Raw genomic sequence first — 16933 nt, forward strand, 5'->3', positions numbered from 1 at the left:
TGCTTAACTCTATGCCAATTTCAAAAGCCCTTTATAATATATGATACCATTTGATCTACCATTAATTTTAAGTTCATCGTCAGATGAATTATTCCGCAATCTTTCTTGAAGTGGAAATTACCACACCCCCATTTAACATTTTAAGCAAATCTTCAGATTGATTGATATAATGGTGAACAGACTTTTTAAAATAACCAAAAATTTAAATTTCAATTCAACATATTGTTTCATACCCAACAGAATCTGCACCTCCCCAAGATGATTTCATGAGTTGTGCATTATCCTTTTCTATTAAATGAATATTTATACAATATGTGAAATAGCATTTTAATACAGTACATCAAAATTTGATAAGAAATATTAAACAGTCGACTAATTTTATTAATTTTTAATAAAATATTATCATAAATTTTAAATTATTTTAATTAATTAAAAAATAGAAACTTTTTTTTACAATCAGATATATAAAAACCAATTTAATTTTTTTTATTAATGAATATTTACCATTTTGTTCAAATATAAAATTTATTTTTTGAACAAATACATCATTTTTTAAAATAATAATACTTACAAATACATAAAAAAATAAAAAATACTAAAGCATATTGCAAAAAAATGTAAAGATTTATATATGAGTTATTATAAATTGCTAATTGTAAATAATTAAATTTATTTACGGAATGATAGTTCATCTATCGTTTTTAGAATTTATATTAAGGAATTTTAAAAATAATGGGGGTAAATAGAATGAAATCAAAAACATATGTATTTACAATATTGATAATGTTTTTCTTAACCTTATCATGTGCATATGCTGCTGAAAATCAAACAGCGGATAATACATTGTTATCTAGTCCTGTAGATAATGTAGATTTATCTTCTCCAGTTGATAGTGAATTATTAGGTTCCGCACCTAGTAGTAATGGGATAAATTATGAGGATTTAGTTATTAAAGACATAAACTTTACAGGCGATAGAGCTAATCTACATATTGAAGGTTTTAGTCAAAATGGTTTAGAAATGTCCGATTTTACTATGTCCATAGTACCTGCTTCAGATTCATCAAACCTTGATTTGAAAATGAATATACCTGCAGTTAATTATATGGACTTTGATAAAAAAACATTTTTCACCTTTAAAAACCTTGATTTATCTATATTGCCTAGTTCAGATCCACAAAGCCTTGAGTTTTCAGCAATTATGGATAGTCTAGAATTAATAACTGGAATGAATTATGTAAACTTAAATGATCTTAATTTGTTTTTCAAATCCTTCCCTGATAAAGGTGTACAGTTAGATATTGATATGGGTAAATTTATGTATAACAATTTTAATGATACAAGTTTTGACTTTGATAATCTTAACTTTAGAATGGGATTAGGATTAAATGGGCAAGCTTTAACTACAACAGTAATTTTACCTACATTAAATCTCGTGACCGGTGCAAATAAAATAAATTTAAATGATTTAAATTTAAATATCGCATTACCTGATTTAAAATTATCAAATCTTGATTTATCTATAGTCATGCCATATTTCCATTTCGCAAACGAAGATACAATTATTGACATGACCGATGTAGATGTATCACTCGAACCTATATTAAATTCAACTAGTTTCAATTCAATTATCCGTATGGGTACCCTTGGCATAACTGGTGTAAATTCTACTGGGGAATTGTTCCCACTTTTAAATGTTTCAAATATGGACTTTGAAAACTTCACTACTGGATTGAATTTGTCTAGTGTTGACTTGTCTGGTATTATATCCACAGTAGATATTTCTAAAATGGATTTATCCAAACTTGTCCACTATTTGAGTTCAGGATTTGATATTAAAACATATACAGATAATATGCCAGATCAATACAAAAGTTCTTTAGACTTTAATGGTGTTGATCTTTCTAGTACAGGTTTATCAGGTTTTAATTTATCAGATATAGGTAGTATATTTACAAATATGGACTTTTCAAGTATAGGCTCAAGTACTCTTGACTTAAGCGGATTATTTAAATCAGCAGGCATTAACATTTCTGACTTCGGTATTGATATGTCAAAATATAATATATCTTCAATCTCCATTTCAGAAATTAGTGATATAATAGGTGACCCTAATTTCAATAAGTCTGCTATTTTCTCTAAGCTAAACTTGACCAATCTTGATTTAGGCGGTTTTGACATAGGTGAAATGATAAAGAACTTTAATTTATCAAGCATGGACTTTTCAGACATTTTAAAAGTGTTCAACATAACTGGCTTTAATTTAACAGAATTCATGAAAGGATTTGATTTGGATAAATTATTAAAATTATTCATGAAGCAAAATGCTCCGGATAATGGAACAACTCCTGATTATCCTGCTCCAAATTATAGACCAGTTAAAAATACATACTATAATGCTGCTTCAAAAACCTATACAGTTACTCGCCTCTCCGATAACCAATTAATTTGTAAAGCAAACCTATTCATACTTGAATACTTAAACAAATTGTTTAACATGACTTTCATTAATGGACACTTAAAAGTATACATTGATGGTAAGTTAGTATTCGAAGGTGATACAACTGATGATTTAACACAAGTAATATTTGAAATCATTGACGAATATCTTGGAGAACATGAAATAACTGTAGAATTCACAAACAGCGAAGGAAAATCCAACAAATATAGTGAAAAAATAATAGTGGAATAACCATTCACTATTATTCTTATTTTTTTTTAAAATTATAATTTAAACTCTTCTAAAAACCCTATAAATAAATCAAAAAATAACGAGTAATCATCACTGAAAGTAAAATCTTTTCCCTCAAAAATAAAAACAGTCAAATCTTCAATTTTATCCTTAAGGGGAAGAGTATCAAATTCAATGGAATAATAAATATTATCTGAATCGCTTACAATTAATGTTTTTGCTTTAATGTTAGTTAACTGATCTTCTACATTGTAGTGTAACATAGCATCATTTCTAAATTTCAAATCATAAACATCCTTAAATAAACCTTCATCAACAAATTCTTCCATAAGTCCATCAAGTTCTCCCAAAGTCAAATCTTGAAATACTCTTTTAGGAAATATCTGGGAATATAATAATCGGTTGATTGAAACCATAATTTCAGACAAATTTTGACTATAGATATCATCATTATAATAATCATCAGATGATAAGATTATAGAATCAATGACTTTAGAAATGATATAACGATAACCATTTGTTTTAAATGAGCTGTATCCAACCATTAAAAACCCCATTTCATCAGGATATTCGCATGCCCACGTATAAGCTTCAAAACCCCCAAATCCAACGCCCAAAATACCTAGGACTTTAGTTATGTTAAATTTTTCGGCCAGAAATTTTCTCTTAAAGTTAACACAATCCTTAATGGAATATTGGGGAAAATCATATTTTAAATTGGTTGTAGATGGTGAACATGATTCGGAAAATCCTAAAGATGTAATTGAAATATAAAAAAAGTTATAATCCGATAGAATACTATTCTCACCAACCAAGTGATATAAATCATCCAAAGATGAACAATCACCTGTAAATCTATGACAAAATACGAAAGCATTGATAATATTGCCTTCATCATCATATTTTGGAGTTCCTCTGGTAGTATATTGTACCTGCACATCCTTAAGGACACGACCATAATCAAATTTGAATTCTTCCATAATATATGTTTCAGAATTAAATTTAGAATCATTCATCATATCACCATATCTTAATTTTATTTGAACAGAACTGCATATAAGAATACAAATAAATTTAATTTCAGATATTACTATTATAGTTTATAGTCATATATTAAAATTATCATGAGATGAGCGAACAAATACTCAATTCCGGCATGATACACCCCACAGTATAATATGAAAAAAAAACACCAACTGTTTTCCCATCCATCCCACAACATAATGTTCGTTTTTAATCGAACAAATATTAAAGTAATAAAAAGTAATTAAATTTTAAAATTAAATATAAAGATATAAAAATAATTTATTAAATTAAAAATAAAATAAATAACTTTAAAAATAAAAAATAAATTAAATTAAATTAATATTATAAAAACAAAGCTTTAAAAAATTGTTTTAAAAAAATTTCATAACCGAAACCTTTATATAGTAAGACTTACACACTATATGTGTCAAAGTTAAACTGACGAGGTTACAGAAAAATGTAACCAAAATTTCTTATCATACTAATCAAACTTACGGAGATGATAACTATGGCTCAAAATGAAAAAATATTAAAAGTTGCAGAAGCCCTTTCTCAAAGAGAAATCGGGCAAGGAATTGCAAGAATCGATCCTAATATAATGAGCGAATTAGGATTAAATGAAAGAGATATAATTGAAATCAACGGTTCTAAAAAAACCGCAGCTATAGTACTTCCTTCACAGACTGACATAGGACTTGGAATTATAAGAATTGACGGATTAGTCCGTAAGAATTCTGGAGCTACCATAGGTGGCGAAGTAACAATCAAAAAAGCTAAAGCTGTCGAAGCTAAAAAAGTAGTTTTAGCACCAACTGAAGATAATATTCGTGTACAAGGAGATGTGCGTAGTTTATTTATGGGTAAAGTAATGATGAAAGGAGACATTATCGGATCCCAAATCAGAGCTCCAAGACCAAATACAGGATTCAACAGCATATTTGATGAATTAATGGACTTTACCCCTGCAATGAGAGAAATAAGATTCGCAGTATTGTCAACCCAACCTGGGGGAATTACAGTTGTTGGACAAAATACAGAAGTGGAACTTCATGAATCCCCAGCAGATGTAAGCAAACTCGAAGGTGTAACAAACCTCGTAGATGTAAGTTATGAGGATGTGGGAGGTCTTAAAGAAGAAGTTAAAAAAGTCAGAGAAATGATTGAAATTCCTCTTAAAAGACCAGAACTATTTGAAAAATTAGGAATTGCACCTCCAAAAGGAGTATTGATGCACGGTCCTCCAGGAACAGGTAAAACATTACTAGCTAAAGCAGTGGCTAGCGAGAGTGATGCTCATTTCATATTAATCAATGGGCCTGAAATCATGAGCAAATATGTTGGCGGATCTGAAGAAAATCTGAGAGAATACTTTGAAGAAGCAGAGGCAAATTCCCCATCAATCATATTTATTGATGAATTGGATGCAATTGCTCCGAAAAGAGAAGATACAAATGGTGAAGCTGAAAGAAGAACAGTTGCACAACTTCTAACATTAATGGACGGTCTTAAATCCAGAGGTCAGGTTGTAGTAATCGGCGCAACAAACAGGCCGGATTCACTTGATCCTGCACTCAGAAGACCAGGAAGATTCGACCGTGAAATAGAAATCGGCGTTCCTGATGCTGATGAAAGACAGCAAATATTGGAAATTCACACAAGAAACATGCCAATTGACGAGGATGTTGATTTAGATAAGCTTGCAACTACAACCCACGGATTTGTAGGGGCAGACTTAGAATCATTATGTAAAGAAGCAGCAATGAGAGTAGTCAGAAGAATACTTCCCGAAATCAAAAACGATGACGAAGAGATTCCTGAAGAAGTCCTCAAAAAAATCATTGTAACAAATGATGACTTTAAATCAGCATTAAAAGAAATTCAACCTTCTGCCCTTAGAGAAGTTCTTGTACAAGTTCCAGATGTAAGCTGGGAAGAAGTTGGTGGACTTGATGAAGCCAAACAGGAATTGAAAGAAGCAGTAGAATGGCCTTTAAAATATCCTGAAAACTTCCAAAAATTAGGTGTAAAACCTCCGAAAGGAATATTACTCTACGGAATTCCAGGAACAGGTAAAACATTACTTGCAAAAGCAGTAGCCAGTGAAAGTGAAGCAAATTTCATTTCAGTTAAAGGTCCTGAACTCCTGTCCAAATGGGTTGGAGAATCTGAAAAAGGAATAAGAGAAGTATTTAGAAAAGCAAAACAAACTGCTCCAACTGTAATATTCTTCGATGAAATTGATTCAATAGCCAGTACAAGAAGCGAAAATGACACTGACAGTGGAGTTACAAAAAGGGTGGTTAATCAATTATTAACTGAAATGGATGGTTTAGAAGAGCTTGAAGACGTTTCAATCATTGCAGCAACCAACAGACCGGACATTATTGATTCTGGTTTAATGAGACCTGGAAGATTCGACAGACATATTAAAGTTGATACACCATCCGAAGAAGCTAGAATTGCAATATTTGAAGTTCACACCAAAAATATGCCTCTAGCAGATGATGTTGACATTAAAAAATTAGCAAAATCAACCGACGGATATGTCGGAGCAGATATCGAAGCCGTATGTCGTGAAGCAGCAATGCTCACATTAAGAAACGATATAGAAGCTTCCGAAATTCCAAATAAATATTTCAAAGAAGCCATAGAAAAAGTAAAACCTGCAAACAATGCAGATGATCAGTTAGTCCAATATATGTAAGGAAGCACCCCACTTCCTTACATCCTCCTATTTTTTAGGCAATATTTCATCACTGGACCTTATACTATAACAGTAGTATTGTGCCTTGTATTCAATAAATGGAAATACAGGCCTGCCAACACCATATTTAGGATTATATCCAAAAATATTAATGTATTCTGCCAAATCATTACGTTCTCTTTTTAATGCCTTAGTAACTTCAAATAAAGCCTTTGTATCGTCAATAGCTCTGTGGAAATTAACCTCATCAATACCATAATAATGCACGGCATCAATTAATTTATGAGGATATTTTTTTCTGTCCTTGAAAACAGTAACAGTATCTAACCAATTCAAATTAGCTACAATTTCATCGGCTTCTGTTGGATAATGTCTTTTAAGCAAAGAATAAATAAATGATAAGTCAAACTGGGCATTATGAGCAACCATCAGTGTGTTTGGAGTTAATCTCTCTTTTAAATCCTGAGCAATGATTTTTTCATCAACCCCCTCATTTTCAAGCATCTCATCAGTAATCCCCGTAATTCGAGTAATTCCATAAGGTAACTTTTCATTAATTTTAATGAATTTGTCATATTCCTCAGTTATTTCACCATTTTCAAGTGTGAACATTGCAAGTTCAATAATTTTACAAAAATTAGAATTTAAACCTGTAGTTTCTGTGTCAAAAAATATAATCTTAATATAAATGCCCCCTCAATAGAAATATTTGAAGTCAAATAATATTTAAAAATATTGAAAATTTAATAATAGAAACAAAATAATTTAAAAAATAATAATTAAAATTAGTAAAAAATAAAAATAGAGAGCATATTTTAATTCATCTTAAATATATAAAGTACATATTTGTATAATAGATGATTTCACCCAATTCATCAATATTCAGCTATTTTCATCCAACAATTAAAATTAATGCAAGCAACCACATACTTTCAGGAACCTTTTTAAATCATATTGGTGTATAATATATATTACATAATGAAATTGGAGGAGTTAAAATTAGAAAATTATACGTATTAGGAATATTCCTATTTATTTTTATAAGTATTTCTTGTGTATCTGCAAGCGATAACATGAATGCAACAGCAAATATAGGTTCGGATATTCCAATTGACAATATATCCATACCTGGAACATATGACGATTTGAATACAGACATTCAAAACCTTCATTCCGGAGATGTTTATAACATTACAAAAGACTATAAATTTGACTCAAAAAGTCAAACAATAATATTGCAGGACCGCATTATTACAATTTTTCAGGACAATATTGTAATTAATGGAAACGGTTTTACAATTGATGCCGGAGGATCCCAAAACTTTGCGATATTTAAAGTCCTGGGAAACAATGTAACCATCAACAATCTGAAATTTGCAAACAGTGACCCCAGCACCATTATGGGTCCCACCATTTTTGACAATTGCCGTTACCAAAAGGTTTTAAGTCCAATATGCTGGGAAGGAAATGACGGTACAATAGAAAATTGTAATTTTTATAACAATTATGCCGTAAATGGAGGATCAATAAGCTGGACAGGAAACAACGGAAAAATAGACAATTGTCAGTTTATCAACAGCACCGCAAGAGGAGTAGGTGGCGCATTATACATTGGGGGAGCAAATAATACTATATCCAATTGTATAATGATTAATTCCACTTCACAATTATCCGGAGAAGCAGTATATATAGACCGCAATCGTAAAAACATTACATTTACAAATTTTACATGCCCCAATGAACTTCAGATTATTGATGGAGTAGCATTTAATATTGATGTGAATTATCTTTTCTATTCATATAAGATTCCTGTATGGGGTAATATATCTACAGGGAATAGTTATGAATTGGATGTTATTCCTTTAATATACAAATCTATTGTGTGCGGTGGTTTAAATAATATTGATGATGATTTTAATTATTTTGCTCAATATTTTAATGAAACTGATGATTTCATTTTGAATTTTGCTGCATATGAGGAAATATCTGATTATGTTTATTTGGACAAATTTTACAAAGATATGTTGAACTTTAAAATAGATTGGATTGAATCATTCCATATTGATATGCCTTCCCCACCTGTTTTTCACTTTGGTTTTGATTATCTTAAATCAATGTCTTTTTCAAACATAACGGATTTCAATCAGATTTTTGATTGTGTACTTCATGAAAACTATAAATTCAGCCTTACACAAAATCTCATCGGTTTTGTTCATGATGTCTATGATTATTCTGAAATTTCTTCGGTTAAAGGATGGGATCAATGGTTTGACACAGATAAAGGTGCTGATATCTTTGTAAATAATTTTGAAGTTATTTTTACAGACAAGATAACTGCCGTATCTGATGTTTGTTGGAGACCAAATATATCCGGTTTTGATTCAATTATTATAATGGGTAACGGTTCAACAATTGATGGTGATTCCAAAGATGACCATGGTGAGAAAAAATGGGTTGAAATGGCCGGTGACCCCAATACCATATTTGCGGCTTATGATTTGACTGTTAAAAACTTCAATACTGCGGTTGAATGTTTTGCAGGGCAATGTTATTTCAACAATGTTCGCTTTGATAGCAATCATATGGACTATACATTTGAAAGGGATTGGGGTGCCGCAATTATAAATACAGGTGTTATAATATGTGATAACTGTACTTTCGCAAAAAATTATGCGAAAAATGGTGGTGCAATATTTAACCAAGGACATCTGTTTTTAAACAATTGTACATTCCGGGGAAATACGGCATATGGAAAAGGAGATAATGTCTGTGTAGGTGAAGGAGGACATACATACATTAACGGTAAAAATATCTTGAGTGACACAAGCATTGTCTATATTGCTGAAAGCATATCCATAGGAGAAAGTACTATAATGTGTGTACTTGCTATAGCATTAACAATAACTGCAGCTATTGCTGCGACAGTAGTTAGCGGCAATCCATTTGTAGGAGCAGCTGTAGGGGGAGTTGTAGGTACGGTAATGGGTCTTTCCACTGCAGGAGTGATTATTTCAGAAACTTATGACGCTAATTATGATAGGACGGACATTTGTCTGTGTGGTGTTATAGTAGGTGCTTCTATAGGCATACTAAGTGGAATTCTTGCATGTGAACTGAGCATATACGTAGCTGCCGGAGCCGAAGCTGTAGTCGGATAAATCATCCATTGAAGAAATATTTATTATTTCTTCTTTGTTTATTATTTAAAAAAAGGGGAAAATATGGAAATATATGATGAAATATGGATGGATATGATGGAAATTATTTGCTCTGAAGAGTAACAGGATTTCATGAAAATGAAACATATACCTGCAAACAAAAATGGGAAATACAAGTTTTAAAAACAGTTTTAGTTTTTAAAAATTTTGTCGACTCCCCAAATATATTAACCATCATAACCAAAAATTCTATTAATGAAAAAAATTTATTTTATTTTGCCAATTCTTGCAGGAATATTATTCGGATCCTGTGGAATTTTCGTTAGATTTCTGACTCAAAATGGAATGGACAATACAACACTATTATTTACAAGATTTTCAATTTCAATCATCATAATGCTAATCTTTATTCTAGCAACCGATAAAAACCTGCTTAGAATAAAATCAGATGAATTAAAAATCATTATAATAGCTGCAATTAACATATTAGCACTTAATTTATGCTACAATGTTTCAACAAATACTGTTCCATTATCTCTTGCGGCAGTACTTTTAAGTCTGGCGCCAGTGTTTGTCATTATTTTTGCATACATTGCATTTAGAGAAAGGATAACCTCTAAAAAAATTATTTCAATGCTTTTAATAATTATAGGATGCAGCTTAACGACAGGACTTCTGGAAGGAAATGTTTTTAATATAGGATGGATTGGAATCTTAGCAGGAATCGGTACTGCATTCTTTTGGGCAAATTACAATGTTGCATCCAAAAAAATCATTAGAGATGGAACATCTACCCATACACTGTTATTCTATGCAATTATCATAATGACAATAATATTAATTCCATTTACCAATTTTAATCAAATTACAATATTTATCAACATGAATACTGGCACAAATATAATATTTTTAATATTTAATGCACTGTTAACATTTATATTGCCATATGTTTTACTTACAGAATCTCTGAATTACATTGATGCGGGCAGCGTAGCCATATTAACAGCAGGTACTGAACCTCTTGCAGCACTATTCTTTGGCATTGCATTGTATGATGAGATTCCTACCATGTTAATATTTATTGGAATTGTATTGACAATAATAGCCATCACAATACTTTCAAAAGAGGAGTACAAAACATAATAGTTAAAAGGTGAAATTATGAAAGATTATCATGTTATAGAAGCACTTGGAAAGACTGAAGTAGTTGTAGAAAATGGTAAAGTAACCTCCGTTGGAGACCCTTTAATTGATTACTGTCCTATTTTTGACAAAATCGATAATGCCAAACATCTCGATAAAGATTTTATCAAATGGAATATTGAAAAGAGAATCCGTGAATTCGGCATGTGTACAGCAGACAGGGTTGTTAAAATGCCCGATATGATGTCATTTGGAATTTCCGAAATCCTAAAAACCAACAAGGAATTGGGTTTGATTGACTGTGTTGTTGGAGTTTGTGAGGGAGCAGGAACATTGTTAATAACCGATCCTGAAATCATCCAGGGAGTCGGAGGTAGAGTTTCAGGACTGGTCAGTACCACACCAATTCCGGAAGTTATTGAAAAATTAGGTGTTGAAAATGTAATAAATCCTGAAACCGCTGAATTAAATCCAATTAAAGGATTGGAAATGGCAATTGAAAAAGGCTTTAAAAATATCGCAATTACAATTTTACCTTCAAAAGAAATTTCTGAGCTTCGCGAATATCCTATGCCTGAAGATGTTAACATTTATATCTTTGTAGCACACACCACAAATGCAACAGACGAGGAAGTTGAAACTGCATTCAAAAATGCCGATGTAATTACTGCCTGCGCATCCGGCAGGGTAAGGGATTATGCCGAAAAGGAAAAAGTATATTATTCAGGTTCAAAAGTTCCTATATTTGCGATTACCCCAAAAGGCCGAGAATTTTTAGATAATAGACTTGAAAAAATAGGTAAAGCATCAACAATAAATGATTACCCATTAGATTTGGAAAAACACCCAAATCCATTAATTTAAAAATAATTAAATACTTAGATAAACATAATTATCATAACATAAGTTAATTTGAATGAGGGGTATATTGACTCAAAAAAGCGAAGCGATTAAAGGCAACATCACACAGGAAATGAAAGATGTTGCAGAAAATGAAAACATTGAAGTTGATAAACTGGCTAGACTAATAGCAGATGGAAAAGTTGTCATTCCAAAAAATATCAACAGTCATGCAAAAGCCTGCGGTATTGGTGAAGGCCTTACCACCAAAATCAATGCAAATATAGGATCATCCAGTAAAATTGATGATTTGGATTTGGAAATCAACAAGGCAAAATTGGCCGTTGAATATGGTGCTGATGCAATAATGGATTTGTCAACAGGTTCTGATTTAAAGCTGTTCAGGCAAAAGATAATGGATGCAGTTGATGTTATTATCGGAACCGTGCCAATTTATGAAGCAGGTGTTGTGACACTTGCCAAAAATAAGGAAATCATAGATATGGATCCTGATGATATCTTTAAGGCCATTGAAAATCAGGCTAGGGAAGGAGTTGACTTTATGACACTTCACTGTGGAATTACCAAAGATTTGGTTTCCAAACTTGAAAAACAGAACCGTATGATGGGAATTGTTAGTCGTGGAGGAACATTTATGGCCTCCTGGATTAAGCACAATGAATGCGAAAACCCACTGTATGAAAACTACGATTACCTTTTGGAGCTTTCCTACGAATATGACATCACATTATCATTAGGTGACGGTTTAAGACCGGGCTGTTTGGCTGATGCAAGTGATATTCCCCAAATTCAGGAATTGGTTAACTTGGGCGGCCTTGTCAAAAGAGCCCAGGATGCAAATGTCCAGGTCATGGTGGAAGGTCCGGGACACATGCCTATGAATCAGATTAAAGCCAATATGGAAATTCAAAAGACAATATGTCATGGAGCACCATTTTATGTTTTAGGACCACTCGTCACTGATTTGGCTCCGGGTTACGACCACATCACATCAGCAATAGGTGGAGCAATAGCTGCAAGCAGCGGAGCAAACTTTTTGTGTTACGTAACCCCTGCAGAGCATTTATCACTTCCTTCACTTGAAGATGTAAAAGAAGGAGTCATTGCATCCAAAATTGCTGCAGAAGCTGCAGATGTTGCAAAAGGCCTTCCACAATCATGGATTAAGGAACGCCAAATGGCAAAGGCTAGAAAAGAATTTAATTGGGAAAAACAGTTTGATTTGGCATTTGACAAGTCAAAGCCAAGACAATACAGAGATAAATGTGAACTTGACGATGATGAAATGTGCGCAATGTGCGGAGAATATTGTGCAGTAAAAATAGCAAAAGGCGATTTCTAATGAAATATCAAGAATTAGTAGATGTATATTCAGCTTTGGAAGCTACAACAAAACGACTGGAAAAAACTGACATTATTGCAGAGTATCTGAAAAAATTGGATGCTGATACTATTGGAAAAGTCGGACTGCTACTTCGTGGAGGGGTTTTTCCGGCATGGAGTTCAGAAGAAATCGGTATTGGAGCAAAATTGGTTGAAAGAGCTGTTGCAGAAGCTGTTGGAACCACACAGGCAAAAGTTGAAGATGCTGTTCGTGACGAAGGAGATATTGGCCTTGCATGCATTAAACTGTATGCCAACAAGTCACAGATGACATTCTTTTCACAGCCGTTAACCATTAATTTTGTTTTTGACAGTCTGCGCAAACTATCAAAAATAAGCGGTTCACGCTCCACTAATCGTAAAATTTCCATTATTCTTGAATTATTGTCACAGGCTTCAGCTACTGAAGCCAAATATTTAACCCGTACAATCACTGAAGAGCTAAGAATCGGTGTAGGTGACGGAATTGTCCGTGATGCAATAGCTCAGGCATTCGACATTGACAAAGCAATTGTTGAACGGGCACAGATGCTGACCAATGACTTTTCCGTTGTTGCAACAACTGCCCTTTTGGAGGGAGGAGAAGGATTATCAAAGCTTAACCTAACACCAGGAACGCCTGTCAAACCAATGCTTGCACAATTATCCCCTCCGATTGCTGAAATCATTCCGGAGATGGGAACTGCAATCTGTGAAACAAAATATGACGGAATCAGACTGCAGGTTCACAGAAACGGCTCTGAAATTAAAATATTTACACGAAGACTGGAAAACATCACCCATGCACTTCCGGAAATTGTTGAGCTTTTTGATGAATATCTGCCTCATGAAGACTATATTGTGGAAGGGGAAGTCATCGCAACCCGTGACGGTAAGCCTTTGCCTTTCCAGAACATTCTGCACAGAGTCAGACGTAAATACAATGTGGAAGAGGCTATGGAGAATGTTCCGTTAAAATTATATCTTTTTGATGTCTTATATTATAAAGAACCGATGATTGATGAACCTCTGATGGTGAGGCGTGAAACATTGGAAGAAATTGTAGATACCGACGTAGACGAGATGAATTTAAGTACCATGGTTATCGGTACACCAGACAATATTGATGAAATAGAAGAGCTATTTAATTCATCTATTGCTGCTCATCACGAAGGAATTATGATTAAGGATGCTTCAGAACCATATATTCCGGGAATTCGAGGTAAAAAAATGCTTAAATATAAGGCAGAGCCTGAAACTTTGGATATGGTAATCGTTGGAGGAACATATGGAATAGGTAAGCGCGGAGACTTTGTCGGATCTTATTTAGTGGCGTTAAGAGACGAAAATGATGAATTTAAAACCGTGGCTTATGCTGCAACAGGCCTTGATGATGCTACCCTAGAATATTTAACCAAAAAGATGAAAGAAATAGAGATTTCAACCAAAGGTCGTGAAATTGTCGTTGAGCCAAAAATCGTATTGGAAATTGCATTTTCAGAAATTGTTGAATCCCCTGAATATGAAACCGGCTATTCAATAAGATTTCCGGTGGTTAAAAATATCAGAAAGGATAAAGGCCCGCAGGATGTCGATACGGTTGAAAGACTACTTTCAATGTACGATGCTCAATAGTCAAGGCTTTTTACCTTTGAAATTACAATTTTAGTCAATGGATAGACGATGATTTCATATACTGTCTTAAACAATGCCTGAACAACAATCATCATAACCAATGCACTCACAGGCATCAGTCCCCAGAATCCTATTGTAATAAAAATCAATGCATCACAGCCTTCTCCGATTAATGTGGAGAATATACACCTGAAAAATAGCTTTTCTTCAGATTTTGACTTTAAATAAACCATCACTTTTGCATTTAAAAGAGAACCTACAATATATGCTGCAAAACTGGCTATCAATAGCCTTAAAGTTGAACCTAAAACAATGCGGAATGCTTCGCTGCCTTCAAAAAATGACGGAGCAGGTAGCCAAATAGTAATGTTATAACAAATTACTGCAATCAGATTCATGAAAAAACCTAAAAGAATAACCCTTCTTGCCTTCTGATAACCATAACATTCAGCCAAAACATCATTTACAATATAAATAACTGGAAAAATAATAACTCCACAGGGAAGAGTAAAAGAAAAAAATTCAAAGGTTTTCCCAGCAATGATATTGGATATTATAAGTGATGCGGTAAAAACACCAGCAAGAATTGCATATAACTCACTTTTAGTCAAGTCATCAAACATGTTAATTAATTTAGTTATTTAATCTTAAAAATATTGCCCATTAGAAAATGCAATGAAAAATATTAATCTCAAATTGTTAAAAAAGTTTAAATAGATTAAGGCAAATATTTGATAACATGGAGTGTATAAATTGTGATAACTACTATGATGAAGACGTAGAAGATGAATGCCCATACTGTGGCGTATCAAAATATGCAGTGAGATGTGAAAACTGCGGAGACATAATTGACATAGACAGCGAATGCTGTTGCGGACGCAGTTTAGACGATTTGGAAGAAGATGAAGATTGCGACTATTATGATCCTTATGAAGAAGAGGAAGATGATGAAGAGGATGAAATAGATTATGGGGATGACATCTGTGAAAACTGCACATACTGGCAAGCCCATCCACAAGGCTATGCCTATGGAATGATTTGTCAAAGAACCGGACAAAATACTGATCCGGACGATTCCTGTTCAGACTTCAGCAAAATGTTTCACTTTTCAAACTACGGAGAAGAAGGCCAGTACAGTTTTGTTGACACAGAGCAAGTAAAGCAAAGAAAACTGAATTACTGGCGCAACAGAAAATTCTAAATCGATACAATATTACTCTATGAAATACTATCTAATTTATTAATACCAAAGTTAAATCAAAATCCATGGATATTACTGATGACAAATTATTGAAAATTGCCTTAGTCACTTCTTTAATAGGATTAATCGGATTAATAATCTTTACACCATCAATTGAAGTTAAAGAAGTTAAAATTGAAGACATAAATCGTGGAATGATAGATGAGGAAGTAAGCATCAATTGTGTAGTAAGTGATGTGAAATCCTCTAAAAGCGGAAGCAGCTATTTTTTAACAATCAATGATGGAACAGGACAAATGCCTCTGGTAATTTTTGAAAGCCAGATTGCACAGATGCAGACAAATAACCTGGATATTAATGACTTTAAGGACAAAAAAGTCAATGTTGTTGGAAAAATTACCGAATACAACAATGAAATGGAAATAGTTCTATCAGGCGGAGACAGCATAAGAATTCTCAACTGAATTAAATGCAATTAAATTAAAAATTCATATAATTAAAATAAGAGTTCCTAATGCAAATATTTAAATTATTAATTATATATTTAAAATAATTAGTGGCAGTTTAAAAAATATAAAATTTGAATTGTATAATACCCATATATTGCATCAAAATATGGGAAGTGTTTAAAACTACACATTTAATCCCGATAGACATGCAGTATTTGAAATTGCTCATTGCCATATGAAGATGCACTAACATATTTACCAGAAATTAAATTAATGTTTAATTCTGCTTGTTTTACGAATTCAATAATGAAAGTAAGCACTTACATTCGAAAATATATATAACATATTTTTTACATAGACCAATTAGAGATTAAATTTCTAATAAACAAATTAGGAGAAACAACATGAAAAAAATAAGTTTAATTACAATCTCTTTATTAATTTTTGTATTCGCCATCAGCTGCGCTTCTGCAGCGGATCATAATGTAGATATGACTAATAACACAGACATAGGCAATACAATTGATATTGCCGATGTAGAGAATGTTGATTTCAATATTGGCTCTGAAGACAATTCATCTTCAACTATTGAACCCCTTGAAAACGACACAAATATTTCAAGCGAACTAAACATTACCGGACCGAAAATTCAACCAAGCGAACTAAACATTACCGGACCGAAACCCTACGATATTGAAATTCC

The 16933-nt window shown here is 32.7% G+C and carries 13 protein-coding genes; 10 read left to right on the top strand and 3 right to left on the bottom strand.

Annotation, left to right across the window (positions count from 1 at the left end; all coding sequences use genetic code 11):
* Positions 1-747: 747 nt before the first annotated feature.
* Positions 748-2691, top strand: a complete 1944-nt coding sequence (locus tag ACKI5C_RS08530; protein ID WP_407432718.1) for a hypothetical protein — start codon at positions 748-750, stop codon at positions 2689-2691.
* 32 nt (positions 2692-2723) lie between these two features.
* On the opposite strand, the gene ACKI5C_RS08535 is transcribed toward ACKI5C_RS08530, so the two are convergent.
* Positions 2724-3707, bottom strand: coding sequence for a homoserine acetyltransferase (locus ACKI5C_RS08535; protein WP_407432719.1), 984 nt, complete (start codon positions 3705-3707; stop codon positions 2724-2726).
* Positions 3708-4225: 518 nt separating this feature from the next.
* Here ACKI5C_RS08535 and ACKI5C_RS08540 point away from each other — a divergent pair.
* On the top strand, positions 4226-6421 hold the full coding sequence (locus ACKI5C_RS08540; protein WP_407432720.1) for a CDC48 family AAA ATPase: 2196 nt from the start codon (positions 4226-4228) through the stop codon (positions 6419-6421).
* Between the two features lie 27 nt (positions 6422-6448).
* Here ACKI5C_RS08540 and ACKI5C_RS08545 read toward each other — a convergent pair whose 3' ends face one another.
* Positions 6449-7111 (bottom strand): PolC-type DNA polymerase III, encoded by a 663-nt coding sequence (locus tag ACKI5C_RS08545; protein WP_407432731.1) that lies wholly within the window; start codon positions 7109-7111, stop codon positions 6449-6451.
* 383 nt (positions 7112-7494) lie between these two features.
* Between ACKI5C_RS08545 and ACKI5C_RS08550 the strand changes: the two genes are divergently transcribed.
* From ACKI5C_RS08550 to ACKI5C_RS08570, 5 genes are all read left to right on the top strand, one after another.
* The gene (locus ACKI5C_RS08550) at positions 7495-9579 is read left to right on the top strand and encodes a hypothetical protein (RefSeq protein ID WP_407432721.1); all 2085 of its coding nucleotides are present in this window, start codon (positions 7495-7497) and stop codon (positions 9577-9579) included.
* Between the two features lie 255 nt (positions 9580-9834).
* Positions 9835-10722 carry a DMT family transporter gene (locus ACKI5C_RS08555; protein ID WP_407432722.1) on the top strand — a complete coding sequence of 296 codons (888 nt, stop codon included), beginning with the start codon at positions 9835-9837 and terminating at the stop codon, positions 10720-10722.
* An 18-nt stretch (positions 10723-10740) separates the two neighbouring features.
* The gene (locus tag ACKI5C_RS08560; protein WP_407432723.1) at positions 10741-11586 is read left to right on the top strand and encodes a methanogenesis marker 8 protein; all 846 of its coding nucleotides are present in this window, start codon (positions 10741-10743) and stop codon (positions 11584-11586) included.
* A 64-nt stretch (positions 11587-11650) separates the two neighbouring features.
* A complete protein-coding gene (thiC, locus tag ACKI5C_RS08565) occupies positions 11651-12925 on the top strand; it encodes a phosphomethylpyrimidine synthase (protein ID WP_407432732.1) in 1275 nt (424 codons plus the stop codon).
* Positions 12925-14580: an ATP-dependent DNA ligase gene (locus tag ACKI5C_RS08570; protein ID WP_407432724.1), complete on the top strand. Its 1656-nt coding sequence runs from the start codon at positions 12925-12927 to the stop codon at positions 14578-14580. Before thiC ends, ACKI5C_RS08570 begins: the two co-directional genes overlap by 1 nt.
* Here the strand turns inward: ACKI5C_RS08570 and ACKI5C_RS08575 are convergent.
* Entirely contained in the window at positions 14574-15203 is a 630-nt protein-coding gene (locus ACKI5C_RS08575) for a queuosine precursor transporter (protein ID WP_407432725.1), read from the bottom strand. The two genes, ACKI5C_RS08570 and ACKI5C_RS08575, sit on opposite strands and share 7 nt — an antisense overlap.
* A 116-nt stretch (positions 15204-15319) precedes the next feature.
* On the opposite strand from ACKI5C_RS08575, the gene ACKI5C_RS08580 reads away from it, so the two are divergent.
* The 3 genes from ACKI5C_RS08580 to ACKI5C_RS08590 all read left to right on the top strand — a co-directional run.
* Entirely contained in the window at positions 15320-15781 is a 462-nt protein-coding gene (locus ACKI5C_RS08580; RefSeq protein ID WP_407432726.1) for a hypothetical protein, read from the top strand.
* 65 nt (positions 15782-15846) lie between these two features.
* Complete coding sequence (locus ACKI5C_RS08585; protein ID WP_407432727.1) at positions 15847-16245, top strand: OB-fold nucleic acid binding domain-containing protein; 399 nt, start codon at positions 15847-15849, stop codon at positions 16243-16245.
* Positions 16246-16634: 389 nt separating this feature from the next.
* Positions 16635-16933: hypothetical protein (locus ACKI5C_RS08590; protein ID WP_407432728.1), on the top strand; the 299-nt coding region annotated here is incomplete at its 3' end.

The organism is Methanobrevibacter sp., from assembly GCF_045646045.1.
GTDB lineage: Archaea > Methanobacteriota > Methanobacteria > Methanobacteriales > Methanobacteriaceae > Methanocatella.